The following is a 24,538-nucleotide window of genomic DNA, read 5'->3' on the forward strand; positions in this document are numbered from 1 at the left end:
GGGGTTGGTCTTTTAGCCCGTCCGGCGTTTGAGGACAAGGCCCGTTCAGGGCCGTAGCGGGGGTCTGGGGGCGGCAGCCCCCAGGGATGGGAACGGGTAGGGGCGGCGGGGGCGAGACAACCCGGCCTGAGCCGGAGCCCCGGGCTCGCCTACTCCACCCGCGACATCCGAGCCACCGGATCCCCCGCCTCCGGGTTGTCCGTCTCGTACTTCAGGTCGTCGCCGACCGGAGTGAGCAGCACCCGGTGTGAACCCGTCGTGCACACGTCCCTGTTCGACTCGTCGGCGATCGACGTGACGACCAGGTGGGTCGGCGTGACCTCCTTGAGGATCAGTTCGTCGTCGCAGGTGCCGCCGATCTGGTCGGTCTGGCGGAAGGTGCCCAACTTGGCGCCCACGGCGGCCTGTTGGACCGTCACCCGGAACGTCCCCATCGGCAGCGTGCCGTCGAGGGCGACGGCCGGCCCCTCCCAGGTGCCGACGTAGGACGTGGGGACGGTCATCGTGCCGCTCGCCGGATCCGGCACCATACTGGCCGCCTGGCTCGGCGTCGTCCCCGGGGGCTCGGCGGCCTGGCCGCTGTCCTTGTCGGCCGACGCCTCGCTGCCTGTGCTTCCGGCCCCGCCCGGCAGCAGGTCGAGCACCCACACCGAACCCACCGTCACCGCCGCCAACGCGCCCGCCACCGCGAGGGCCACCGTGCAGCTCAGCCTCCGTCCACGCCCGCCGGCCACCGGCACCGAGGTCGCCGCCACACTCACGGAGACCTTGCCAGGCGTACGGTCGGACGGCTCAGGCACAAGCACAGGCTCCCGTTCCGGCTCCGCGTCCCTGGGACCCGGCATCACCGGCGGCGGTCCGAACTCCCCCAGCCCTCCGGCCCCTCCCGCCGATGACACCTCCGTCTCCGCAACCTCCAGGTTCAGCAACGCCACCGCACCCCTGCTGACCCGCTCCACCACCGCCCCCGGCAGCCACCCGCCCGCCACCAGCCGCGCCGCCCCTTCCGGAGCGAGCCGCCGAGCCACCTCACCAGGGGTCGGTCGGGACGCCGGATCCTTCGCCAGGCACCCCTCCACCACCTCCCGCAACTCCCGCAACTCCCCGCCCAAGCCGTCGAGTTCGGGCTCCTCGTGCACGACCTTGTACAGCAGGGCTGCTGAGGAGTCGCCGGGGAAAGGGGATCTGCCCGTCGCCGCGTACGCCAGTACCGCGCCCAACGAGAAGACGTCCGCCGCTCCCTCCACCGGCTTGCCGAGGATCTGTTCCGGGGACATGTAGCCCGGCGAGCCCACCGACACACCCGTCGACGTCAGTGACGCCGTACCGTCCGTCGCCCGCGCGATGCCGAAGTCGATCAAGAGGGGGCCGTCCAGGGTGAGCAGGACGTTCGAGGGCTTCACATCCCGGTGGACCAGGTTCAGCGCGTGAACAGCCGCGAGCGCCTCGCTCAGCCCCGCGCCCAGTGCCCGTACGGAATCCAGCGGCAGTGGGCCGTCCTCCGTGACCGCCGCCGTCAGCGAGGGGCCGGCCGCGTACGCCGTCGCCACCCACGGCACCGGGGCGTCCGGATCCGCGTCCAGGACGGGAGCCGTCCACGCCCCGCCCACCCGTCGCGCCGCCTCGACCTCGCGCCGGAACCTCGCCCTGAACTCCTCGTCGAGCGCGAAATGCGGGTGCACGATCTTGACCGCGACGGTACGGCCGCCCGCGCTGCGCCCCAGATAGACCCGGCCCATCCCGCCCGCACCGAGCCGCCCCAGCAGCCGGTAGGGCCCCACGACGGCCGACTCACCGACGTCCAGCGGCTGCATGACCCCCACCTCTCCCCCGTATCCCCCGTACCCCTCATACACGCTGCCCAGCAGCCTACGGCTCCAGCAACTCCACCTTCACGTCCGACGGGAAGCCCGTCGTCGGGCCCACCCTGCGGGCGAACTCCTGTACGGCCGCCAGCTGCGGGCCGCCGAAGCGGAAGTCGAGGGTCGTGAAGTAGCGCTCCAGGACCGTCGCGTCGAACTCCTCCCAGCGGGCCGCCTGTTCGGCGACCTTGCCGACCTCCTCCAGGGAGAGGTCGCGGGAGGCGAGGAACGCCTCGTGGACCTTCCGGGTGAGGGTCGGTTCGCGGTCCAGGTAGTCCCGCCGGGCCGCCCACACCGCGAAGACGAACGGCAGGCCGGTCCACTCCTTCCACAGCGCGCCCAGGTCGTGCACCTGGAGGCCGTAGCGCGGGCCGTCGAGGAGGTTGGCGCGCAAGGCCGCGTCCCCGATCAGGACCGCCGCGTCCGCCTCCTGCATCATCAGGCTGAGATCGGGCGGACACGTGTAGTAGTCAGGTTGTACGCCGTACCGCTCGGACAGAAGCAGCTGTGCCAGGCGTACGGACGTACGGGACGTCGAGCCCAGCGCCACCCGTGCGCCGTCCAGGCGGTCCAGCGGGACCTGGGAGACGATCACGCACGACATCACCGGGCCGTCGCAGCCGACGGCGATGTCCGGGAAGGCGACCAGGTCGTCGGCGTTGCGGAGGAACTCGACGAGGGTGATGGGCCCGATGTCGAGCTCGCCGCGCACCAGCCGCTCGCTGAGCTTCTCGGGGGTGTCCTTGGTCAGCTCGAAGTCGAGGAGCGTGCCCGTTCTCGCGAGCCCCCAGTACAGGGGCAGGCAGTTCAGGAACTGGATGTGGCCGACGCGCGGCCGGGTGCGAGAATTGTCCACATCGCGAGGCTAACGGGCGCGGGGTACGGTGCACCCTCTTGGGGGTTGCCCGGAGGGTTGTCAAGACCGCGCGCCGCCTCTCAAACGTCCGGGTGACGTGATCTTGCCCTCTATTGCATTCGCCTGCCCGAGTGCTAAGCTCACCGCAAGTTGCAGTTTGGTTTCCCTTGCAGTACAGAGCCTGCGGAGCATGTGACCGCGGGCTCTCGTCGTTTTCAGATGAATGCAGTTGTTTACAAGTTTTTGTTTACACCTTGCAGGTTCTGGAGCAGGGCAACCCTTTGGGCCCAAGGAGGGCTTATGGCTACCGGAACCGTGAAGTGGTTCAACGCCGAAAAGGGCTTTGGTTTCATTGCCCAGGAAGGCGGCGGCCCGGACGTCTTCGTCCACTACTCCGCGATCAACGCGAGCGGATTCCGCTCCCTCGAAGAGAACCAGGCGGTTTCCTTCGACGTCACGCAGGGTCCGAAGGGCCCGCAGGCGGAGAACGTCACCCCCCTGTAGGTCTTCGGCTCATCTGAGTCCCCGGCTCATCTGAGCCAGTTACTCTGATCCGGAACGTGTGCAGTACCCAAGGAGCTCCGAGCCATCCGGCATCGGAGCTCCTGCCCTTTTTCCGGCCCCTCCTTCCCCCCCCCCCCCATTACCGTCTTCGTAGCCCCGCAACGGGGTTACCGGCCTTCGGAGTTGGCATGACTACCTCCCCTTGTCGAGTGCATGGCCCGGGGGGTGGTGTCACCAGCTCCGAAGGCACTGACAGACCGCTGATTAGGGGCATGACCACCGGCTTCTTCGCAGGCCGGGAGGCTCTTCGTAATGTGGATGTGGCGATCAGTGCCGTGGCAGGCCGGGTGAACAGCACCGAAGGAACCACGACGTGATCGACACCAGCGACATCGACGTCTACCTCGGACTGGACGTCGGCAAGGGCGAACACCACGCCACCGCACTCACCCCGGCCGGGAAGAAGACCTTCGACAAACGGCTGCCCAACAGCGAACCCAAACTCCGCGAGGTCTTCACCAGGCTGCAGGCCAAACACGGCACCGTCCTCGTCATCGTCGACCAGGTGGCCTCGATCGGGGCCCTGCCGCTGGCAGTCGCCCGGGACCTGGGCTGCCACATCGCCTACCTGCCCGGACTGACGATGCGGCGGATCGCCGACCTCTATCCCGGCGAGGCCAAGACCGACGCGAAAGACGCGTTCATCATCGCCGACGCGGCCCGGGCGATGCCGCACACGCTTCGCTCGGTCGACCTCGACGACAACACCATCGCCGAGCTCCAGATGATCGTCGGCTTCGACGACGACCTCGCCGCCGAGGCGAACCGCCTCTCCAACCGGCTCCGCGGCCTGTTCACCCAGATCCACCCACACCTGGAACGAGTCATCGGCCCGCGCATGCAGCACCCGGCCGTCCTCAGAATGCTGGACCAGTTCGGCTCGCCGGCACAGATCCGCAAGGCCGGACGCCGACAACTCATCACCCTGATCCGCCCGAAGGCACCCCGCATGGCCGAGCGTCTGATCAACGACGTCTTCACCGCACTCGACGAACAGACCGTCGTCGTCCCGGGCACAGACGCGGCCGCGCTGATCGTCCCGAGCCTCGCCAACTCACTCCAGGCGGTGCTCGACCAGCGCAAAATCCTCGCCCACCGGATCGAGGAACTGCTGGAGGCCCACCCTCTTTCCAAGGTCCTGACGTCCATGCCCGGCATCGGCATCAGGACCGGCGCCCGCATCCTCATCGACGTCGGCGACGGCACCGCCTTCCCGTCCGCCGCCCACCTCGCCGCCTACGCCGGCCTCGCCCCAGCCACCCGCAGCTCCGGATCCTCCATCCGCGGCGAACAGCCCTCCAGACGGGGAAACAAGCAGCTCAAACGGGCCTTCTTCCTCTCCGCGTTCGCCGCCCTGGCCGACCCCGCCTCCCGCACCTACTACGACAAGAAGATCGCCCAGGGAAAGCACCACACCCAGGCTCTCCTCTGCCTCGCCCGACGCCGAGCGGACGTGCTCTTCGCAATGCTCCGCGACGGCACCTTCTACCAACCACCAACCCCGACTACCCCTTGACCAAAGTCATAGGGGCACCCCCCCCCAGTCCCTGCCCCAGTCCTTCCCCGGCCGCATTGTCAGTGGGTCCCGCTAGCGTCCCCTCCATGGCTATCGACACCGACTTCGTCGCCGCGACCCGCGTCTTCTACGACGCCATCGCCGAGGACTACTTCTCCCGCTTCCGTTCCGGGCTCGCCGGCCAGCCCCTGGAACGGGCCGTGCTCGCCGCGTACGCCGAGTTCGTACGGGGTTCAGGGGGTGGTGGTGGACAGGTCGCCGATCTCGGGTGCGGGCCGGGGTGGGTCACCGCGTTCCTCGACTCGCTCGGGCTGTCGGTGTTCGGGCTGGACCTGTCGGAGTCGATGCTCACGGTGGCCCGGCGGGAGCATCCGGGGCTGCGGTTCGAGCAGGGGTCGATGCTGGAGCTGGATCTTGCGGACGGCGCGCTCGGCGGGGTCGTGTCCTGGTACTCGACCATCCACACCCCGATCGATCGCCTGCCCGCCCTCTTCGCCGAGTTCCACCGCGTCCTGGCGCCGGGCGGGCATCTGCTGCTCGGCTTCCAGGTCGGGGACGAGCCCAAGCACTTCGACCAGCCCTTCGGACGCCCCGTGTCCATGGACTTCCAGCGCCGCCGGCCCGACCTGATCGCCGGACTGCTGACGGCGGCCGGGTTCACCCTCACCTCGCAGACCGTGCGGGAGGCGAACGAGGAGACCGGGGAGTCGTCCCCACAGGCGTTCCTGATGGCCCGCAGGCCGTCGGGTCAGGACACCTAGGGCCTGTCCAGCGAGCGACGGTCACAGCACCCCCGCCGCCGCCAGTGCCGCCACGTACCCGAACGTCATCGCCGGGCCGATCGTCGAGCCCGCGCCCGCGTAGCTGTGGCCCATGACGGCGGCGCTGGCGTTTCCGGCGGCGTACAGGCCGGGGATCACCGTGCCGTCGGCGCGCAGGACCCGTGCCCGGGCGTCGGTGCGCAGGCCGCCCTTCGTTCCGAGGTCGCCGGGGACGATCCGGAAGGCGTAGTACGGAGGCAGCCACAGCGGGGCCAGACAGGAGTTCGGGAGGATGGCCGGGTCCGTGTAGTAGTGGTCGTACGCGCTGTCGCCGCGCCCGAAGTCGGTGTCGTCGCCGTTCAGGGCAAGGGAGTTGAAGCGGCTGACGGTCGTACGGAGGGCGGCGGGCGGGACGCCGATCGAGGTCGCCAGGGCGTCGAGGCTCCACGCCTTGTACGCGGCACCGGAGTTGTACCAGTCCGCCGGGAGTACGAAGGTCGGGGCGACGTCCTTGAAGAGGTAGCGGTTGCGGTAGTTCTGGTCGACGATCAGCCAGGCCGGGATGTCGGGGTCGGTGGCGTTGCGCTCGTACATGGTGTGGACGACGTCGCTGTAGGGACCGGCCTCGTTGACGAAGCGGGAGCCGGCCGCGTTGACCAACAGGCCGCCGGGGAGGGTGCGTTCGGCGAGGCAGAAGTAGGGCTCGCCGGGGAGCGGGATCGCCGGGCCCCACCAGGCGTCGTCCATCAGGGCCAGGGACCCGCCGACGCGCTCGCCCGCCCGGATTCCGTCGCCGGTGTTCTCCTTCGCGCCGACGGTCCACTCCGTACCGATGGGCTGCTGCTGGTACTGGTCGCGCATCGCCGCGTTGTGCTCGAAGCCGCCCGAGCCGACGATCACGCCTCGCCGGGCGCGGAGGAGACCGGGGGTGCCGTTGCGGGTGACGACGGCGCCGGTGACCGTTCCGGCTTCGGAGTAGAGGTCGGTGAGGGGGGTGTTGAGCCAGACGGGCACTCCGGCCGAGGCCAGCCCCGCGCGCAGTCCGCCCGCGAGGGCCTGCCCCATGGTGAGCGGGGTCTCCCCGCGCAGCGCAGCCCTCGTACCGCGCGCGAGGCACTCGACAGCCACGGCCGCGCCCTTCGCGCTCACGGCCGACAGGGCCAGCCACTTGTAGTCGGCGCTGAAGACGACCATGCCGGACGGGACGGCGAGGTAGGGCGGGTTGAGGCGGGCCAGTTCGGTGCCGAGGACGTTGCCGTCGAGCTGATCGGGCTCTATGGAACGGCCGTTGGGGAGACCGCCGGGCAACTCCGGGTAGTAGTCGCTGTATCCCTCCATCCAGCGGAAGCGGAGAGGGCTGTTCGCCATGACGAAGGAGAGCATGGCGGGTCCGTGGGCGAGGAAGGCCTGTCGGCGGGCGGCGGGGATCTCCGGTCCGACGACCGCCGCGAGGTAGGCGGCGGCCTTGGCGGGCGTGTCCGGCACCCCTGCGGCGAGGATCACGGAGTTGTTCGGGATCCAGATCCCGGCGCCGGAACGGGCGGCGGACCCGCCGAAGGTGGGCGCTTTCTCTACGACGACGCAGGTCAGTCCCTGCTTGGCGGCGGTGAGCGCGGCGGTCATCCCGGCGGCACCGGCGCCGATCACGACGACGTCGTACGTCCCGAGGAGGGGCGGGGCGGCGGCATGGGCGGCCGTTCCACCGACCCCGACCGCAACACCCGCCACGGCGGCGCCTGCCAACACGCCTCGCCTGGAAGGGAGTTGGGTATGTCTTGCGGAGTCCGATTCTGGGTTCATGGGGCGGGAATGTCGTACTTGGGTCTTGTGAAGTCAAGAAGCATGCCGGGGAGAAACCAGGAGGCGGCCGGAGCCCGGCGTAGGCGATCGTCAGTTTTCGGTGTCGAGTTGGATGTGCTCGATGCCGTTGTCCAGGAAGGTGGCCAGGTCCTGGGCCTCGGTGTGAACGGCTTCCTGTTCCAGGGCGGTGAGGGGGCGCAGGGGGCTGATGTGGAGTCGGTGGTCGCGCACGGTCCAGGTGGCGGTGACGCGTCCGTCGACAAGGACGGTGCGGTGACCTGCTACGGACAGACCGAGGTGGGGGGTGTCGATGATGCGGCTGCGGTCGTGGTAGCCGAGGATCGCGTTGTCGAAGGCCGGGAGGAACCGGACGGGGGCGGGGGTGTCGGGGTGGGGGCGGGGTGCGTCGGGCAGGTCGAGCAGTTCGCGGCCGCGTTCGTCACGGAAGACGACGAGTTCCTCTCGGGCGGCCTTGACGGCGGCGGGAAGGCCGGCGAGGCCGCACCAGGCACGTAGGTCCGCGCCGGCGGCGGGCCCGTACGCGGCGAGGTAGCGGTGCAGCAGTCGCTGTCCGACGGGATCGCTGCCGTCGACGGGCAGGGGGTCGATGTCCCGTTCCAGCCAGGTGCTCAACGGCAGGTTGCGTACGCCGGCGGTCCGCTGCCACAGGCCTCGGGGCGGGAGTTGGGCCATGGGGATGAGAGCTGCGACGAGCAGCTCGCCCAGGACACGGCGTGGTGGGCCGGGCCAGCGGTCTTCGAGAGCCTGCACCAGCTCGGTCATGGTGCGGGGCCGCTGGTCGGCCATGACCGCGCGGCCGGCCGCGGCGACCTCGTCCATGTCGATGCCGGCCAGTTCACGCCGGTAGGTTCCCAGCACCCGCTGGCGCAGCATCGTGTCGTGGCGGGCTCGCCAGGCGAGCGCGTCGTCGGCGGTGACGAGGTGGACGGTGCGCCGCATCAGGTGGGTGCGCACCACCGCGCGACCGGTCAGCGCATCGTCCAGTTGCCTGGGCTCGAAGCCGGACAGGCGGGACCACAGGCCGATGAACGGTTCCTGGGGCTCCTGCGCCTGCAGGCCGCACAGCTGGGCCACCGCCTCCGGCACGGATGTGTCGCCGCGCTCGAGCAGGTGCTGGCGGGCGAGGGTGGCGCGATTGAGAGCACGGGCGTCAAGAACAGTCATGGCGTCGTGTGGGTCGGATGGTTCAGCTGGTTCAGCTGGTTCAGCCGTTGTACGGAGCGGTGACGTCCAGGACCCAGGTGATGCCGAAACGGTCGGTGAGCATGCCGTACAGCGGTGCCCACTGCGCGGGCTCCAGCGGACTCACGATGGTCGAGCCCTCGGCGAGCCTGCCCCACAGGGCGCTGATCTCCTCGGCGTCGTCACCGCGCACGGAGACGAAGAACGGGTTCTCGCCCTGGTTCCAGGGCAGTTGCGAGGGCACGTCGTAGGCCATGACGTGGAAGCCGTTGTCGCCGGCCACCTCGCCCCACATCACCCAGTCCGCCTCGCTCTCGTCCTGCACGGCGCCCGCGTCCTTGTAGGTGACCGCGACCGTACGTCCGCCGAAGACGGACCGGTAGAAGTCCAGCGCCTCACGGGCGGTGCCCCGGAAGTTCAGGTGGGTGGTGGTCGTGACGGACATGACCTGCTCCTTGCTCTATGTGCCCCAGTGGCGGCTGCCGTGACCAGGAGCGATGTCTCCCGAACGGCTCGTACGCCACGATGGCAGGGGTAGAGGACAGGGCGTGTCCGGTACTCCGGGGATTATGGGTGCCATGCACAAAACATCCGCCCGGCTGCTCGCGCTGCTCTCGCTCCTTCAGACGCCCCGCGACTGGTCCGGCGATGATCTCGCCGAGCGTCTCGGCATCACGTCGCGCACGGTGCGCCGTGACATCGACCGCCTGCGCGAACTCGACTACCCGATCAAGACCCTCAAGGGACCTGCCGGCGGCTACCGCCTGGAGGCCGGCACTCACCTGCCGCCCATGCTGTTCGACGACGACCAGGCCGTCGCCCTGGCCGTCGCGCTGCAGACCGCGGCGGCCGGTACCACCGTCGCCGAAGACGCCGTCCGCGCGCTGGCCACCCTCCGCCAGGTCATGCCGCCCCGCCTGCGCCACCGTATCGACCTGTTGCACATCACCGCCGTCGAGCCGCCCGCGGCAGCAGGCGACACCCCCCAGGTCGACGCCCAGGTCCTGATGGACCTGAGCCGCGCGATCCACGCCCGCGAAGAACTGCGCTTCGACTACGCCCCGGGTCCAGGCACCCCGGCCGATGACGTCCGCCGCGTACAACCCCACCACCTGGTCACCTGGCGTCATCGCTGGTACCTCGTGGCCTGGGACCTCCACCGCGAGGACTGGCGCACCTTCCGCGTCGACCGCATCCGGCCCCGCACACCCACCGGCCCCCGCTTCACCCCTCGCGACCTCCCCGGCGGCACCGTCTCCGTCTTCGTCACCAGTCGATTCCGCGGCAACGACGGCACCACCACCGACTGGCCCTGCCAGGGCGAAGTCGTCCTCGGCCTCCCGGCCGCCCAGGTCGCGCCCTTCGCCCAGGACGGAATCGTCGAGGAACTCGACTCCCATCACTGCCGGCTCGTCCTCGGCTCCTGGTCATGGACCGGACTAGCCGCCGCCATCGGCCGCTTCGACACCGACATCGAAGTCATCGGCCCACCCCAACTGGCCACCGCGTTCGGGGAACTCGCCGCCCGGTACGCCCACGCCGCCCGCACGACAGGACCGGAGACCGGCCCGGCGCGTTGAGAACAGAACTCCGGTGGCGCAACACGCTCGGGCACACCATGTGGGACTTCCCCTGTGACCCGACCGACGGCGACCGCTACCTCGTACTCGGCCGCGTACTCGGCCGCGTACTCGGCCGTGACACGAGCCAGGCCGCCGACCTCACCCCACTGGCCGACCGGGACGACCTGCTCGCGTACGGGCCCTTGCTCCGCGCCCCGGCCCCGAAGACGGCACGCGCCGTCCTGACCTGGGCACCCGCACTCAGGGCTCCGAGGCGTCCGCGTCGAGGAGGCCGAACAGCTCCAGGCCCGCCGCGGAGTCGCGTGCGGCCAGCAGCCGCTCCGGCGCCGAGGCGGCGCGCGGGCCCCTGGGAACGAGGGACAGGGCCTCGTCCTGGGCGCGTGTCCCCACGTCCTGTACGTCGTAGGCGTCCGGGGCGTCGAGGAAGGCGAGGGCGGCTGCTGCCAGCACTCCCGGGACGTCGTTTCGTTTCGTTCGCAATCCGGTACGGAGTCTGAGGCCGGCCTCCGTGAGTCGGGCGGGGTCGCGCAGGCCGATGAGCGAGGTCAGAGAGGCTCCGCCGAGTTCCCGGAAACCGTCGCCGATCAGGGCGTTCACCACGGCCGGCGCCTCCTCGTCGTCCGGGTCGGTGGCTCCCGGCAGATCCGGCGGGACCTGGACACCGGCCGTGATCAGGGCGGCCCGGCAGACCAGCAGGCGCAGGCGGGGCGGCGGGTAGTCCCCGGTGGCGTGTGCGGTGCCCGGTGTGGCGGCGAGTGCGTCGGCGAGTGTCCGGACGTACGCCTCCCCGCAGGCCAGCGTCGCGCACACGTCCGCGAACACCTCACCGAGCCAGGGTTCCCACACCTCGACCCGCTCCGCGGGGAGCCCCGCGTGTTCCCGCAGGCGCGTCCGCAGCGGCTCGGCGAGGCCGAAGTCGTCCTCGATGTGGTGACCCGTCTCATGGGCGACGGCGAGCAGGGCGGGAAGGTGATGACTCGCGGACCAGGGGATCCCGATGACCGGAAAGGGGAGATACCCGCTTGCCCTGCGCCCGGCCAGGGTGCGCTGTTTTCCGGAGGGGAGCAGATCCTCGAAGTCGCTGCCCCGGGCGGTGGCGAAGGGGACGGGGTGCCGGCTGAGGAAGGTGAGCGGCGGTTCCCTGAGCGAGAGGTGGGCGGTTGCCGCCGCCCTGCGTACAGGGTCGTAGACCGCCCAGGCCAGTTCGTCGGCCACGTCCAGGAACCGCTGATAGCGCGGTATATGACGGACCGCCAGCTTCGTGCGAAAGAAGTCCCACAAGTGATGCAGGTCGAGGACGAGTTCGGGTGCTTTCCTGTGCCGCTCGGCGTCGGGCAGGCTCCTGAGCTGCTCAAGTGCCCCTGCTATGACCCGTACCGCGCTCTCGATCTGCGACTGGTGCTTCTCCAGGGGGCCGCGCTCCCTGGCGGCCTTCGCCCAGTCGGCGAGTTCCTCTTCGAGTCCGGTCAGGAGATGCCGTACCTCGGCCTCGCGGCGGGCGTGGGCGCCCTCGGCCTGCGGGATGCCGCCTGTCATGAGGGGGCTGATTCGGAGATGTGGAGGGCGGCCGGGCTGGCGAACAGCGAGACACAGTGGTGTTCGAGGGTGTCCTCGCCCCAACGGGTGTAGCGGTCGGGCCGGTCGGCGAGACGGCGTAGGTCCGCGCACAGCCGCAGGAGTGGTGAGTCCTCCCGGACTGCCCGCGCCACCAGGTCCCTCTGCTGCCTCCCCGAGCCGCGCAGCAGTCCGACACCGAGCACGGCGGGGACATGCCCGGAGGCGAAGAGAGTCGCGGCGAACAGGTTGCGCAGCACCAACTGGAGGGGGATGTCGGCCGGTGAGCCGGGTCGCGGCGGATCGAGTACGACCAAGGGCTGCGTACCGGGTTCGAACTGCCTTAGCCAGTCGATGAGTTGGTCCGGTTCGAGGTTGGCCCCCCGCGCCGTACGGCTGAGCCGCTCGTCGTGGCTCAGCTCCGCCGAGGAGAGGTCGAAGCAAGGGGTCGTGCCGCCGATCAGTCGCAGCGGGGCACTCACGTGGATTACGGCGAGGGGCGGCTGGTGCCTCGGCAGGCCCTGGAGCGAGCGGATCTCCTGGGGCGCCAGGCTGTGTGCCTTGTAGGCGCCGAGTACGGAACGCGAGGACGAGGCGGACCCGGACGCGGCGTACGAGTGGTTGTCGAAGGCCGAGTCGCAGACAAGTACCAGGGCCTTCGGTCCGGACCGGGCCCGCACCCGCTCCCGTGACGTCCGTACGAGCTGAAGCGCTGCGGCGGCTCCGAGAGCCGCCTTGGAGAGGGAGCCCCACACGCCGTCCGTCACCAGCTGTGCGTCCGCACCGTGGTTGAGAGCCGCCTGGACCGAACGGACATCGACGGCCTCCGCGGCCTCGGGCAGCGTCCGGAACACGGCCAATGGGCCGTCCCGAAAGGCGAGTTCCCAGGGGAACGCGTGCTGCAAGGGCTGGTCCGCCTGAATCTGGATCGTGTCGGCCGGCGGAGTCCCACGGGACCGCAGTTGCAGGGAACCGGCGTTGGCGACCGTGACGTCCCGCCAGTTGGTGATCAGCACCTGGGCGGTGTGCAGCGGGGCACTGGTGACCCGGAAAGCGGGGTCGACCCGGAACACGTCCTCGTGCTCCGACGAGGCGCTGAGGGACGAGGCCGGGGTGCGCCGAGCAGACGGCTCCGGACGGTAGCCGAGGGCAGCCGACATACGGTCAGCGGCCTTGATAGTCGACTCGTCCGAGTTCACGAGGCCGATCGACCGCAGGATGAACTGGCCCCACACAGAAGGTCGTTGCACTTCACTCAGGTGTTCCGAGGCTTCGTTCAGCAGTGCGCGTTTGGGCTCGGCGTCACGTTCGGTTAGGGCGAGCATCCAGCGCGACGTCGCGCCGAGGAGGGGGGATGTTGTTCCGGGCAGATCGCACAGGGAGCGGCTCAGCTCGCGCGACGCGAGCCCGTTGAAGCGGACCTGGGCCTGAGCCCAACGCCACTTGGGCAACGGCTCTTCGTCACCGGCCGACTCGCACAACGCGGAATGCGCCCGCATCATAAGGCGTACGGCCTCCTGGTGGCGGCCCGACACCCGCTCGAACTCCGCCAGCAGGGTCATCCGCACCTGCTGGTCGACGCCGACGGAGTCCCCATCGGTCGAGTCTGCGAACAGTGGCCGGAACAAGGCGAGTTGGGGCAGCGGCTCACCCTCGGGAGTGGGGCAGCGGTTCAGTCTGCTGAGCACGGTCAGGCGGGCCTCGGGCGGTTGTACGTCGGCCAGGGCTTCCGCCAGAGCGGTGGCGCGGGCGGGGTCGGCGAGTACAGCGGGCACACCACCGTCGATCAGGTCCTTGGGGGACCTCCAGGGCACGTCGAGCAGGGAGCGGTCCGGTACCTCAAAGCCCCGGACGGCGAGGTCGTGCCACAGCAAGGCCGCGTGGACGGCGTGTTCGCCCGCGGTGTCCACGGCCCGCAGTCGGTCAAGGGTCTGGGCGGCCCGGCGGAGGTCGCCGAGTTGCCAGGTGAGGAAACGGGCGTACATGAGCAGGGTCAGCGGGTGGCCGTCCGGGTGGCCCAGGTCGCTCCAGATCGCGGCCGACCGGGCGAACCAGCCTTCCGCAGTGTCCACCGACAGGAGCGCGCCCTCGTACAGTCCGCGCTGCAGGAAGTTCTCGGCCACATACCGATACCGGTTTGTGTCGTCGATGCCCGGTCGGACGGATTCCTCCGCTTGGTCCAGGGCGTCCAGGGCGCGGCGTGAGCTGCCCAGCATGTGTTGGGCCGCCGCCTCGCACTGGTATGCCTCGACACGTTCGTGGACCGGCAGCGAACCCGGATCGAGTGTGCCCAGCGTCTCCAGCGCCGAACTGGGGGAGAAGGTCCGGAGTTGCGTTTGTGCCAAGCGCAGCATGGCGTCGACGCGGACCGACAGGACCGGCTTGCCGGTGGCTTCCGGGAACTCGTCCACCGATGTCACCCGTCGGCGGAGTTCGGTGGACTCGTCGATGCGGCCCTGATCCTCCAGGGTCTGCGCGAGTTCCAGCGAGATACGTGCCTCGCTCTCTTCGTCACCCCTGGAACGTGCCTCCAGAATGGCCCCGTGATAGGTCGCTTCGGCCTCCGGGTCGTTCAACTGGGTCTGGGTCCGCGACAGAAGCAGTTGCAGTCCCTCCCGGGGCCAGTCCCCCGCCTCGGATTCCAACACGGATCGGATCAGCTCATCGGCCTCGACCAGCCGGCCCCGGCCGAACAGGACGAGGGCCCGCAGGTAGGTGCCGACCCCCAAAGTGTCGATGGGTCCGGGGGACTGGGCCTTCAGCTCGTCGACGAGCGCGAGGCGACGTTCGACCTCGCTCCAGGCCGGGTCCGACGGGTTTGTCCTGGGCGTGCCCAAGTAGCCGTGCGCTACTGACGCGGCCACCGCGAGGTGACATGCTGCGACCGCCCTGCGACTGATCAGCGGCTCCCCGTTCACGCGCAGCCTGGGCTGCCCCTCGTCGAGGTACTCCGCTCCCAGAACTTCCTCGGCCAGCTCCCGGGCGGACTCGGGGGAGTCCGAGTCGCCTGCCTTACGGAGGGCATCCGACAGGATCTCCTCAGCCCGAGGATCCCCCGCCTGGAACCGGTGGTACAGCGCCTCCTTCGTGTACGTCCCCCACTGCTCGGGATGCGCCTCGGCCAGCGAGTCGAAGTGAGCGACGAACGCCTCGTGCAACTCCCCGAACACCCGATGCCCGGAGACCAGCAGCCGCATCGGTGCCAGTACGTTCGTGTGGAACACGACGGTGCTGTCGTCCCCGGAATGCCGTGACACCCAGGAGGACTTGGCCGCGTAGTCGAGGAGCCGTTGCCAGGATCGCTCCAGGTCCTCGTCGGTGGGCTCGGTCGGAGCGATGGGGAAGACCTTGTCGCTGCCGCGCAGGTGGTGGTCGTCCAGGCGTGGGTCGTCGGCGTCGGAGCCGTCGGTGATGCCTTTGGCCAGCCAGGGGCGCATGAGGGTGAACACGTCCTCCTTGCGCAGCCGCCGCGGAATCACGCCGTAGCGCAGCAACCAGCGCACCGCAGGATCCTCGATGCGCTGGACGATCCGGTCGATGAAGTAGCGGACGTGGGGCCCGTCGTCGTCGGCGAGTTCGGCGGCGGTGATGTCCGGGTCCTGTTCGATGATGTCCGCGAACAGGGCCAGCTTGAAGGGGAGCCCCTGTGCCTGGCGGACGGCGACGCGCACGAGCCGGCTGTCGCGGATTCCACGGACGTCCGTCAGATAGGACCGGGCCTGTGCCGCGGTGAACGGGCGGACCCTGATGTGTTTGACCTGTTTCCTCGGGAACGCCCTCAGCGCCTCGGGAATGCGGTCACGCAAGTCGTAGCGGCCGGCCAGGACGAGGCGCAGGGACGGGCATGCCTTCACCAGGTCGGCGAGCAGGCGCAGCAGGCGTTCCGCTTCGGTGTGGCCGTGCAGGAGCAGTTCTTCGAGGGTGTCGACGACGAGTACGGCGGGGCGGTCGGTGACGGCCAGGTTCAGCCGGTCGGCGAAGGCGGCGAGGAGGTCCGCCTGGATCGCTTCGCTGTCGAGGCTGTCGAGGGTGCCGGCGACTTCGCGGCCGGATTCGGAGGGCATCCGGTCGAGGAGGATCCGGTAGACGCCGTAACTGCTGGTGAGCGACTCGAAGGGGCGTCCGGGCAGGCGGCGGCCGAACTGTTCGGCCAGCTCCAGAAGCAGCAGCCAGGGGTGGCGGCCCACCGTGTGGGGGTTGACGACGTCGAAGTCGATGCGGGCGCACGGCACGTCACGCGGTGCGGGCACGCAGTGGCGGGCGACGAGCCAGCGCAGCTGCATGGTCTTGCCCGCGCCGCCGGGGGCGTACAGCTGCCAGACGCGGCGCTCGCCGGACAGGAGCCGTTCGGCTTCGTCGACGAGTCCGGCGGGCTGGAGGAACTGTGCGGAGCGGGCGTAGTCGGCGGACCAGTGGTCGCGGGCCCGCACGTATCCGGCGCGTTCCAGGCCGAGTTCGGAGATCTCGGGGCCGAGGTAGGGGAGCCGGTCGGGGTCGCCGAGTGCTTCGACGAGGTCCTGGCAGGTGGCGAAGTCGCGGCGCCGGTCCGCCGCGTCGAACCGCTCCTGGAAGAGGGACAGTGCGTCTTCGGAGGAGGGCAGCAGGAGATGTCGTACGGCTTCGGTGTGGTCGCCCGTCGTCAGTCGGTGCTCGGCGATCTCGCGTTCCAGGCGCAGGAGTTCGGCGGGCAGCGCGTCGCTGCCGCCGGTGCCCATCCAGTCGAGGAAGTAGGAGGTGCGGTCGGGTTCGGAGAGGGCGTACGTCCGTGGTGCGCCGCCCACCGGTCGCGCCACGCGCTCCTCGACCAGCTCGCGGAGGGCGGGTGGGTCGCCGGGGCCGCCTGCCGCGGGGGCGAGGATGCTCTCGTACAGGGGCTCGTCGAAGGTGCGGGCGACGGCGCAGACCCGCAGTGCGGGCGCCCAGTCGGGCGGGCGCACGGAACGGGCGATGTCCTCCAGGCTCTCGCCGGCGGCGAGTCGGCGGGTGAGATCCGCCAGCGGGTCGGTCACCGGGCCCCCTGTGCTTTGGCCTTGCGCCAGGCCGGCACGACCCGGGTGAGGGTGTCGAAGATCTCGACGTCGAAGTGCGGGCCCTGGAGCTCACGTACCTTTTCCAGCGCCTGCTCGATCCGCTCGTCGGGCGGGACACCGAGACGACGCCCGTAGGCCCGGGTGAGCCGCATGAACTGGGCGCTGTCGAAGTCGCAGACACTCACCCGGCCCAGCATGTGGGAGTCGGCTTCCGGAAGCACCCCGCTGAGCCACGGGTCAGGGGCGACGAGGATGAGCCGCAGCGGCGAGGCATGGCCGTAGGCGATCGGTCGCACCAGCCACTTGTACAGGACGTCGGTGAAGGCTCCCGGCATGATGCTGTCGGCGTGGTCGAGCGCGATGACCAGGGGCTGTCCGTCGGTGGGGGTACGCAGTGCGTCGAGGAATGCCGTGATGATGCGTTCCTTGCGCTTGTCGTAGGGGTCTCCGATCTCGTCGTCGAACGGCTGCCACTCGTCCTCGGCCGGCTCCAGTTCACCGCCCGGCAAGGTGGCGGCGCCCGTCAGGTGGTTGAGTACGGCGTTGAACGTGCCGAAAGCCTCCCTCGGCAGTTGGCACAACTGCTCGGTACTCGTCGCTTCCTGCCGGATGAGGCGCAAGGCGGAGAGCCAGTCCTTGTTCCGGGCGTGCGCGTTGATGGCCGGGGCACCGGGCGGAGGGCAGAGCTGGGTATTGAGGTCGACCGAGACGACGTGGTGTCCGCGCAGGAACCAGGTGACGAGGCACCAGTTGGTGAGCCAGGTCTTGCCGGTCCTGCCACTGTTGGTCTGCGAGTAGCCGCCGATCAGCAGCACCGGGCGGTCCGTTCCGTTCGGTGTACGGAACGGGTTGTCCAGGGCCCACCAGGCTTCCCGGCGTTCGTCGGAGCGTCCGACGAAACGGCTGAGTTCGACGTACTGCTTGCGTTGGCCGATGTCGTCGAACTTGGAGTGGGGCGGCAACGGGTAGTCGATGCAGAGGACTTGGTCCGGGGCGCATCGAGTGAGGAGCACCGGCAGTGCCCAGGAACCGGAGTTCGCCGCCAGCCCCGCGAGGTGAGAGCGGGCGGCGGCGACCGCGTCGTCCAGGGGGTGCGAGTGGCCCAGCCCCTCGTAGAACTTCGTGGAGAAGGCGACCGCCGCGTCCGATCCGATGTCGCCCTGCATCGACACCACAGCCCTGCTTCCCTCGTCCAGGAAAGCCTGCGCCATGCCGCCGATCCAGTCGGCGGGATCGGCTTTCCCCGAGTGGCAGGCGTTGAGGACGACCAGCATCGGCTTCCAGCCCGCGAGGTCGGCGATCTCCTCCGCGCTCAACTCCGAGTCGTGCGAGCCCTCTCGGGCCTGTGACAGGACAAGCACGGGGCTGCCCACGCCGGGGCGCGGCATGCCGTGGCCGATGAAGTGCACGATGTGCGGACGTAAGTCCTGGATGCGGTCGCGCAGTTCGGCCACGTTGCGGGGCGCGTCGAGCACCGCCAGATGTGCGCGGCCCGGCGAACGCTCCAACGCACCGGAAATCGACGCGAGTTCCTGTTCGGCCAGGAGGCGATCGTCGTGGGGCGGACTGCACACGACGACGAGGACCCGCAGGGGGCCGAGTTCCGTCGGCTCGGCGCTCGGCGGATCGTCGGCGCCGCCACGTCTCCACCGCAGTTCGGGCCGCCGCCACAGCCACTGGTTCCGGTGGCGCAGCAACTCCCAGGGCAGCGGCCGCAGTTCGGGCGGACCGATGTCGATGCGCACGCGCAGGGGGCTGCCCGCTGCCGCGCCGCTTCGCAGTTCGGCCCAGCGTGCGGACAGTTCGCCGCCGAGCAACGCCGAGTACAGCCGCTCGCCCGCCTGTTCCCGCTCGCTGTCGCCCACGCCCCGGTCAAAGACGGCGGTGAGGTCCTCGATCCGGCCCAGGTCGCCCAGCGGGGCGGAGGTCACCGGGCCGCCGTCCACCGAGAGTTGGACGACGGTCGTCGTCCCCGGCTCGCCGTCCGCGCCGTCGACGAGCCGCAGTGCCACGTCGACGCCGTCGGTCATGACGCGTCCGTGAGGGGCTCGTCGGAAGAGACGGAAGGGACGTCAAGAGCAGGTGGCGGCTGTTCGTCCGACGTCACCGTTTCGAGGACGGCGGCCGGATCGTCGTAGGCCTCCTCCAGCAGCACTGGGGGCACCGGCACGGGAGCCGCGCCCCGGCCCGGCTGGCGGGGCCCGTAGTCCGTCTTGACCTTGCCGAACCAGTTCTTGCGCAGGCGGGCGACGCGGAAGAAGGGGGTGGTGTCGGTGCCGAGCCACTCCAGGCCGACGCTGCGACGCCAGGCGACGCTCGCCCGGCCCGCGAGGTCGGCGAGGCCCAACTGGGCCTGGCCCGCGCCTGCTTGGAGGCGCAGTTCGACGACAGCTCCGCTCTCCGCGGCGGTCAGGACGATGCCGGAGCCGGCGGTGACCACGTCGGTCACGGCGAGCAGCGTGTCGTCCCACTCGTCCCAGCCACGCTGTACGAGCGCGGCGGCGAGGGCCCGTACGTCGGCGACGCCGGTCTCCGTCAACCCGCGATAGACGACAAGAGCGCTGTCGCCCTTCTCGAACCTGACCCGTGCGCCGAAGTCGGCGACCGCCAGCGCGGTGAGGCCGTCCATGGCGACGCCGGCCGCCTTGAACTGGAGGGACGCGGAGCCCTGGGTGTCATAGGTGTAGTCGTTGTGGGGTGTGCCGGGGCGCGGCTCGAACGGGACGCCCCGCTCCGACAGGCTTCCGGCGGTACGGACGCTGCCGTCCACGTTCTGCAGGACCTGGCCCACCTCGACACGTCCGGACAGGGGCCAGGACACCCACCAGCCCTTCCAGACGTCGTCGACGGCGCGGCGGTACAGCTCGTACGAGTCCTTCATGTCGTCCCCCGTGTGGTGCCCGTGCTGTTCTCGCAGCGTACTGCGATCGGCCGGCGCTCACCTGTCCTTGAGCGGGAGTTCCACCCACACCGTCTTGCCGATGTCCCGCTCCGCCACGCCCCATGTACGGGCCAGCACGGACACGATGACCAGTCCCCGGCCGTATTCCTCGGCCTCCCACCGGGGCACGATCCGCAGTTGCCGGTCGCCGCGCGTATCGCTCACCTCGATACGCAGGGTGTCCTCCGGGAGCAGCAGGAGACGCAGTTCGAAGTCCCGTCCCGGTACGCGTCCGTGCGTGACGGCGTTCGCGGCGAGTTCGGCGACGACGTGCTGGGCGGCGTAGTTCACGTCGCTGTCGTGCGGGTATCCCCACTCGGCGAGTTGCTGAGCGGCGAGTCTTCTGGCGAGGCGGGCGCCGCGAGGAGTTGAGCTGAGGCGCTGGGTCAGTTCGTCGGTGGGGGTGGCGATTTCCGAGTTCACGTTACCGAGCGTGGTCGTCCGGTTCTAATCTGACCAGGGGCGACTGGGGGACTCCGGGTATCCGTACGGGTGCGATGGGTTAGGGGTACGGGTTGTCGGCCGTGACCGGGACGAGGTTAAGGGCGGTGGCGTAAGTGACAGAGGATGCGGAGCGCAAGCCGGAGACTCCGGCGGAGGAAGCGGGTACGACGGGGTTGTTCACCGCACTGGGCAAGATGCTCAAGCGTCTGCGGGAACGGGCTGGGCTGACCCAGAAGGAGTTCGGGGTGATGGTGGGTTACGGGCCGGACGCCATCTCCGCCATGGAGCGCGGGGTGCGGATCACCAGGCCTGAGTTGCTGGAGAAGGCGGACGAAATCCTTGACGCCGGTGGGTTGTTGAAGGATGCGATCCCTGAGGTCGAGGAGGCGATGAAGAAGGCGCGGACGCGTCACCCCGAGTGGTATCGAGGGTACGCAAACATGGAGGCCACGGCAGTCGAGCTGCACTACTACGCCAATCAGGGCGTGCCCGGAATCTTGCAGACCGAGGACTACGCCCGCGCTGTGTTCTCCCGTCGACGGCCTCTCCTCGATGAGGAGACCATCGAGAAGCGTGTGGCCGACCGCTTGGCGCGCCAGCAGGTACTTGAACGGTGGCCGCCGCCCATGTCCGGCTTCGTACTCGAAGAGGTGGTACTGCAACGGCCGATGGGCGGACCCGATGTCCACAGGGAGCAGTTGCAGCAGATGCTCCGGATCAGCCACATGCGCAATGTGGAGATTCAGGTGATGCCGACCAGCCAGACGCAGCACCCCAACATGGACGGCGCGTTCAACTTGCTGACGCCCAAGGGGCATTCGCCAGTTGCGTACACCGAGGTCCAGGGGCACCCCCGGCTGATCACGGATGCCGACGAGGTACGGAAGATCGCCGACCGCTATGGGATCATGCGCGCGATGGCACTCACTCCCTTGGAGTCCCAGACCCTGATCAAGAAGATGTTGGGGGAGTAATGAACACCGACGCACTCACCTGGTTCAAGTCCAGCCACAGCGGCGGCGAAGGCGGCGAATGCCTCGAAGTCGCCTACACCTGGCGCAAGTCCAGCCACAGCAGCGGCGGAGGCGGCGAGTGCCTGGAGATCGCCACCTGCCCCCACGCCATCCACATCCGCGACTCCAAGCACCCCACCGGCCCTCACCTCACCCTCTCCCCTGCCACCTGGTCAGACTTCCTCCGGCACTCCTACTGATCCTCAGGACCGTGGGGATAGTCGGGCGACCGGTGCTGGAAGGACAGGATCTTCGGGTTCTGTACGACCCCGTCGCGGATCTCGATCGCCTTGCGGAGCGTGATGTCCGCGTCCCATGCCTTCGGGCCGTTCATGACCTTGCGCAGGTACGGCAGGAGCGCCTCGCTGATTTCCCAGGTGGCGGAGTTCCAGAGGTGGGACGGGCTGTGGTCGACGCCGTAGTAGTGGCAGCCGGGGCCCACCTCGTGCATGGGCTCGCCGAAGGTGGTCGGGCGGGCGAAACTGAAGCCCATGCCCTCGTCGCAGGAGACGTCGACGAAGAAGGTGCCCGGCCGGAACTGGGCCAGTTCCTCGTCGGTGACGAACGTGAGCGGTGCGTCGGTGTCCTGGAGGACGCAGTTGACGATTATGTCGAAGCCTGCCAGGTACTCCGCCAGCGGCATTGAACCGGCCGAGGTGACCGCCCGCAGGCGCGTCGGGTCTTCCTGCTCTTCCTCGAAGTGGGCCATCACCACCGACGGCATCGGCGAGGCCACTGCCGCCGCCGCGCGCTGGGTCAGGACCGTGACGTCGGTGACTCCCATGGCGCCCAGGCCCGTGACCGCTCCGCGTGCCGTGGCGCCGAAGCTGATGACGACCGCGCGCAGGCGGCGGCCGTAGTGGCCGGTCAGTCCGCCGAGCTGGAGGGCGTGCAGGACCGAGCAGTAGCCGGCCAGCTCGTTGTTCTTGTGGAAGACGTGGACGCTGAAGGCGCCTGCGGAGGTCCAGTGGTTCATGGCCTCCCAGGCGATCAGGGTCAGCCGTCGGTCGATGGCGATCTGCGTCATCTTCTCGTCCTGCACGCAGTGCGGCCAGCCCCACAGCACCTGGCCCTCGCGCAGTTCGGCGATGTCGTCGTGCATCGGCTTGGGCAGCAGTATGGCGTCGCACTCGGCGACGAGCTGTTCACGGGAGCGCAGCCCGGCCACGAGTGGTCGCAGCGCGTCGTCGGCGATGCCGAAGCGTCGGCCGTAGCCCTCTTCAAGGAAGATCTTCCCGCGCAGGTCCGGGGCGATCCGGTCGAGGTGACGGGGGTGCAGCGGAAGGCGGAACTCGTTCTCCTTGCGGGAGGAGGCGAGTACTCCGAGACTCATGAGGCTCATGTGGGGCGGCTCGTTTCCGGCCGGGCACGAGGTGCTCCGGCATTGCCGTTCCCCGAGGGCGACGCCGAAATGGATGACGGCATGCGAGGTGCGCTCGGTAGCACCCACGGTACTCCGTCCGGCGTATGACCCGAGCACAACCCGGGCTCAACCCAGGCACAACCTGGCACTACGGCACCGAACCGCTCACAGTGGGTGATTCTCAGTGTTCCCGGCGGCGGTCCCGGCGGCCCAGCAGCGACCCCACCTCCTCCCACGCCCGTCCGCTCAGCAGTGGCCGGAAACCGTTGAACAGGGCGAGCAGGTCCGAGCCCCGCTGGTCGCGGAAGACCGGGTTCACGCGGGCCAGGTCGAGTTCGTTCGCGGCCGTCAGTTCGGCGAGGTCCTCGCACCGGCTGCGGAGCACGGTCCGGGCGCGGCCGGTGAAACGGTCGTGGAACACGGCGTCCGGGGCGGCCAGGCCCGGGTAGGTCGCCTTGCGGTCCATGGCCGCGTACACATGCACGATCTCCTCCGCCTCCGGGCCGATCACCCTCGCCAGTTCGGCGCGGCGGTCGAGGGAGAGCAGGGCGGTGGGGAAGCCGTCGGTGCCGTATGCGGCATGGCAGAGGCCCGCCAGCCGGAGGGCCGGTCTGGCCTCCCAGGCGGCGAGCAGTCGGTACACCCGGCAGAGGTGGGCGAGCAGGGTGCCGCCGGGGTGCGCGATCTGTTCGGCGCCCAACTCCCTTAGGAATCCCACTGCTTGGGCGGCTGGGGACGGGGCGAGAGCGGGAGTAGGAGCGGGGGGAGGGAGAGACGTTGAGGGTGAGGGAGGGGAAGCGGACATGGGGTGGCGTCCTCTCGGTGCGCGAAAGGTCGGCACCCGTCCGCTCCCCGCCCTCGGTCCGGACCCCGGCGGGGGCGCGGGACGGGTTGCCGCCTGGGCCCTGCACCGATCGTGACGTACCGCCCATACCCAGTCAATCCTAAGGTTCTGTCACCAACTCCAAGTGCTAGCTTGGGTGTTGTGACCCTGGATGACCTGCGTGTCTTCGTGGCCGTGTGCCGGGCGGGGAGCCTGAGCGCGGTGGCCCGTGATCTCGCGTGTACGCAGTCGGCCGTGAGCCAGCATGTGAAGCGGCTGGAACGGGAGACCGGCGTCAGCCTGGTCGAGCGGCATGCGCGGGGAGTCGTGCCGACCGCGGCCGGGCGGGTGTTGCAGGCCGCCGCGTCGGAGGGGATCGCCGGGCTGGATCTCGCGTTGCGGCAGCTCAAGGATCTCGTGGACGGGGAGAGCGGGTCGGTGCGGGTTGCCACCGGTGCGACGACCGTGCGGCACTTCATGGCGGAGGCGGTTGTCGCCTTTCGGCGTCAACACCCCAAGGTCAGCCTGGAGTTCCGTACGGAGAACTCCAGTCGGGGGTGTTTCGCGGCGCTTGCCGACAGTGAGCTGGATCTTGCGTGGATCACCATCGGGGCGCCTGTGCGGGGGATCGAGCAGCGGGTGGTGATGGAGTTGCCGTGGGTGCTTGCTGTGGGGGCGGGGGAGGCGCTCGCGCGGCGGGACTTCGCGGAGGTGGAGGATCTGCGTGATCTGCGGTTGATTCGGCTGCCGCCGAACTCCACGTCCGCGGCGCATCTGGATGCGGCGTTCGCTGAGGTGGGGGTGCCGCCGGTGTTCGACACGAGTGTCGCCGACTGGGATACGGCTTTGTTGTTGGCCGAGTTGGGGCTTGGGTATGCCGTTGTGCCTGCGGTGCCCGACTTGGCGGTGCCGGGGGGCGATGGGCCGGTGCGGTTGATTCCGCTTCGGGGGTTGCGGCCGTTGGCGGTGGGGTGGGCTGTGCGGAGGTGGGATGCGCTCAGTCCGCTGGCGCGGGCGTTCGCGGATACGGTCGCTGACAGTTGTCGAGGGTAGAGCGGGTCGTTCGTCGGCTGACGGCCGGTGGGGGCTTGTCGCGCAGTTCCCCGCGCCCCTAAAGGCAGAGCGTTTCCGTTGCCCCCATCGCCACGCGCCCCATCGCCACGCGCCCCGCGCCCCGCGCCCCGCGCCCCGCGCCCCGCGCCCCGCGCCCCGCGCCCCGCGCCCC

19 protein-coding genes are annotated in these 24,538 nt (G+C 69.7%); 7 read left to right on the plus strand and 12 right to left on the minus strand.

Annotated elements, in window-relative coordinates:
- Positions 1-149 precede the first annotated feature (149 nt).
- Both ACWCRB_RS38905 and ACWCRB_RS38910 read right to left on the minus strand, forming a co-directional pair.
- Positions 150-1,814: a serine/threonine-protein kinase gene (locus ACWCRB_RS38905; RefSeq protein WP_451000573.1), complete on the minus strand. Its 1,665-nt coding sequence runs from the start codon at positions 1,812-1,814 to the stop codon at positions 150-152.
- Between the two features lie 55 nt (positions 1,815-1,869).
- Positions 1,870-2,718, minus strand: a complete 849-nt coding sequence (locus ACWCRB_RS38910) for a menaquinone biosynthetic enzyme MqnA/MqnD family protein (RefSeq protein ID WP_451000574.1) — start codon at positions 2,716-2,718, stop codon at positions 1,870-1,872.
- 300 nt (positions 2,719-3,018) lie between these two features.
- Here ACWCRB_RS38910 and ACWCRB_RS38915 point away from each other — a divergent pair, with 300 nt between their 5' ends.
- From ACWCRB_RS38915 to ACWCRB_RS38925, 3 genes are all read left to right on the plus strand, one after another.
- Positions 3,019-3,222, plus strand: a complete 204-nt coding sequence (locus ACWCRB_RS38915; protein WP_148009945.1) for a cold-shock protein — start codon at positions 3,019-3,021, stop codon at positions 3,220-3,222.
- A gap of 373 nt (positions 3,223-3,595) precedes the next feature.
- Positions 3,596-4,798, plus strand: a complete 1,203-nt coding sequence (locus tag ACWCRB_RS38920; protein WP_451000575.1) for an IS110 family transposase — start codon at positions 3,596-3,598, stop codon at positions 4,796-4,798.
- An 86-nt stretch (positions 4,799-4,884) separates the two neighbouring features.
- The gene (locus ACWCRB_RS38925; RefSeq protein ID WP_451000576.1) at positions 4,885-5,559 is read left to right on the plus strand and encodes a class I SAM-dependent methyltransferase; all 675 of its coding nucleotides are present in this window, start codon (positions 4,885-4,887) and stop codon (positions 5,557-5,559) included.
- A 21-nt stretch (positions 5,560-5,580) separates the two neighbouring features.
- On the opposite strand, the gene kstD is transcribed toward ACWCRB_RS38925, so the two are convergent.
- From kstD to ACWCRB_RS38940, 3 genes are all read right to left on the minus strand, one after another.
- Complete coding sequence (kstD, locus tag ACWCRB_RS38930) at positions 5,581-7,359, minus strand: 3-oxosteroid 1-dehydrogenase (protein WP_451000577.1); 1,779 nt, start codon at positions 7,357-7,359, stop codon at positions 5,581-5,583.
- A gap of 90 nt (positions 7,360-7,449) precedes the next feature.
- Positions 7,450-8,544: a winged helix DNA-binding domain-containing protein gene (locus ACWCRB_RS38935; protein ID WP_451000578.1), complete on the minus strand. Its 1,095-nt coding sequence runs from the start codon at positions 8,542-8,544 to the stop codon at positions 7,450-7,452.
- Between the two features lie 40 nt (positions 8,545-8,584).
- The gene (locus tag ACWCRB_RS38940; RefSeq protein ID WP_405535799.1) at positions 8,585-9,007 is read right to left on the minus strand and encodes a VOC family protein; all 423 of its coding nucleotides are present in this window, start codon (positions 9,005-9,007) and stop codon (positions 8,585-8,587) included.
- A gap of 133 nt (positions 9,008-9,140) precedes the next feature.
- On the opposite strand from ACWCRB_RS38940, the gene ACWCRB_RS38945 reads away from it, so the two are divergent.
- Positions 9,141-10,142, plus strand: a complete 1,002-nt coding sequence (locus ACWCRB_RS38945) for a helix-turn-helix transcriptional regulator (RefSeq protein ID WP_451000579.1) — start codon at positions 9,141-9,143, stop codon at positions 10,140-10,142.
- 243 nt (positions 10,143-10,385) lie between these two features.
- Here ACWCRB_RS38945 and ACWCRB_RS38950 read toward each other — a convergent pair whose 3' ends face one another.
- The 5 genes from ACWCRB_RS38950 to ACWCRB_RS38970 are packed head-to-tail and all read right to left on the minus strand — an operon-like array spanning position 10,386 to position 20,093.
- Complete coding sequence (locus ACWCRB_RS38950; RefSeq protein WP_451000580.1) at positions 10,386-11,681, minus strand: hypothetical protein; 1,296 nt, start codon at positions 11,679-11,681, stop codon at positions 10,386-10,388.
- On the minus strand, positions 11,678-16,708 hold the full coding sequence (locus ACWCRB_RS38955; protein ID WP_451000581.1) for an AAA family ATPase: 5,031 nt from the start codon (positions 16,706-16,708) through the stop codon (positions 11,678-11,680). The genes ACWCRB_RS38950 and ACWCRB_RS38955 overlap by 4 nt, the downstream gene beginning before the upstream one ends.
- A complete protein-coding gene (locus tag ACWCRB_RS38960; RefSeq protein ID WP_451000582.1) occupies positions 16,705-18,759 on the minus strand; it encodes a CHAT domain-containing protein in 2,055 nt (684 codons plus the stop codon). The genes ACWCRB_RS38955 and ACWCRB_RS38960 overlap by 4 nt, the downstream gene beginning before the upstream one ends.
- Positions 18,756-19,610, minus strand: coding sequence for a hypothetical protein (locus ACWCRB_RS38965; RefSeq protein ID WP_451000583.1), 855 nt, complete (start codon positions 19,608-19,610; stop codon positions 18,756-18,758). Before ACWCRB_RS38965 ends, ACWCRB_RS38960 begins: the two co-directional genes overlap by 4 nt.
- A gap of 57 nt (positions 19,611-19,667) precedes the next feature.
- Entirely contained in the window at positions 19,668-20,093 is a 426-nt protein-coding gene (locus ACWCRB_RS38970) for an ATP-binding protein (RefSeq protein WP_451000584.1), read from the minus strand.
- Between the two features lie 134 nt (positions 20,094-20,227).
- Here ACWCRB_RS38970 and ACWCRB_RS38975 point away from each other — a divergent pair, with 134 nt between their 5' ends.
- Both ACWCRB_RS38975 and ACWCRB_RS38980 read left to right on the plus strand, forming a co-directional pair.
- Entirely contained in the window at positions 20,228-21,088 is an 861-nt protein-coding gene (locus tag ACWCRB_RS38975; protein ID WP_451000585.1) for a helix-turn-helix domain-containing protein, read from the plus strand.
- Complete coding sequence (locus tag ACWCRB_RS38980) at positions 21,088-21,327, plus strand: DUF397 domain-containing protein (protein ID WP_451000586.1); 240 nt, start codon at positions 21,088-21,090, stop codon at positions 21,325-21,327. Before ACWCRB_RS38975 ends, ACWCRB_RS38980 begins: the two co-directional genes overlap by 1 nt.
- On the opposite strand, the gene ACWCRB_RS38985 is transcribed toward ACWCRB_RS38980, so the two are convergent.
- Positions 21,321-22,469 (minus strand): N(5)-(carboxyethyl)ornithine synthase, encoded by a 1,149-nt coding sequence (locus tag ACWCRB_RS38985; RefSeq protein WP_451000587.1) that lies wholly within the window; start codon positions 22,467-22,469, stop codon positions 21,321-21,323. The two genes, ACWCRB_RS38980 and ACWCRB_RS38985, sit on opposite strands and share 7 nt — an antisense overlap.
- 202 nt (positions 22,470-22,671) lie before the next feature.
- Positions 22,672-23,208 carry a DUF6817 domain-containing protein gene (locus ACWCRB_RS38990; protein WP_235475689.1) on the minus strand — a complete coding sequence of 179 codons (537 nt, stop codon included), beginning with the start codon at positions 23,206-23,208 and terminating at the stop codon, positions 22,672-22,674.
- Positions 23,209-23,475: 267 nt separating this feature from the next.
- Between ACWCRB_RS38990 and ACWCRB_RS38995 the strand changes: the two genes are divergently transcribed.
- A complete protein-coding gene (locus ACWCRB_RS38995; RefSeq protein WP_451000588.1) occupies positions 23,476-24,366 on the plus strand; it encodes a LysR family transcriptional regulator in 891 nt (296 codons plus the stop codon).
- The last annotated feature ends 172 nt before the right edge of the window (positions 24,367-24,538 follow it).

The organism is Streptomyces sp. NPDC002156 (genome assembly GCF_053593675.1).

Excerpts from the sequence above, each read along its gene's own strand:
- kstD (WP_451000577.1), bottom strand. The coding sequence starts at position 7,359 with ATGAACCCAGAATCGGACTCCGCAAGACATACCCAACTCCCTTCCAGG.
- ACWCRB_RS38945 (WP_451000579.1), top strand. The coding sequence starts at position 9,141 with ATGCACAAAACATCCGCCCGGCTGCTCGCGCTGCTCTCGCTCCTTCAG.
- ACWCRB_RS38965 (WP_451000583.1), bottom strand. The coding sequence starts at position 19,610 with ATGAAGGACTCGTACGAGCTGTACCGCCGCGCCGTCGACGACGTCTGG.
- ACWCRB_RS38925 (WP_451000576.1), top strand. The coding sequence starts at position 4,885 with ATGGCTATCGACACCGACTTCGTCGCCGCGACCCGCGTCTTCTACGAC.
- ACWCRB_RS38980 (WP_451000586.1), top strand. The coding sequence starts at position 21,088 with ATGAACACCGACGCACTCACCTGGTTCAAGTCCAGCCACAGCGGCGGC.
- ACWCRB_RS38950 (WP_451000580.1), bottom strand. The coding sequence starts at position 11,681 with ATGACAGGCGGCATCCCGCAGGCCGAGGGCGCCCACGCCCGCCGCGAG.
- ACWCRB_RS38940 (WP_405535799.1), bottom strand. The coding sequence starts at position 9,007 with ATGTCCGTCACGACCACCACCCACCTGAACTTCCGGGGCACCGCCCGT.
- ACWCRB_RS38935 (WP_451000578.1), bottom strand. The coding sequence starts at position 8,544 with ATGACTGTTCTTGACGCCCGTGCTCTCAATCGCGCCACCCTCGCCCGC.
- ACWCRB_RS38905 (WP_451000573.1), bottom strand. The coding sequence starts at position 1,814 with ATGCAGCCGCTGGACGTCGGTGAGTCGGCCGTCGTGGGGCCCTACCGG.
- ACWCRB_RS38960 (WP_451000582.1), bottom strand. The coding sequence starts at position 18,759 with ATGACCGACGGCGTCGACGTGGCACTGCGGCTCGTCGACGGCGCGGAC.
- ACWCRB_RS38915 (WP_148009945.1), top strand. The coding sequence starts at position 3,019 with ATGGCTACCGGAACCGTGAAGTGGTTCAACGCCGAAAAGGGCTTTGGT.
- ACWCRB_RS38985 (WP_451000587.1), bottom strand. The coding sequence starts at position 22,469 with ATGAGCCTCATGAGTCTCGGAGTACTCGCCTCCTCCCGCAAGGAGAAC.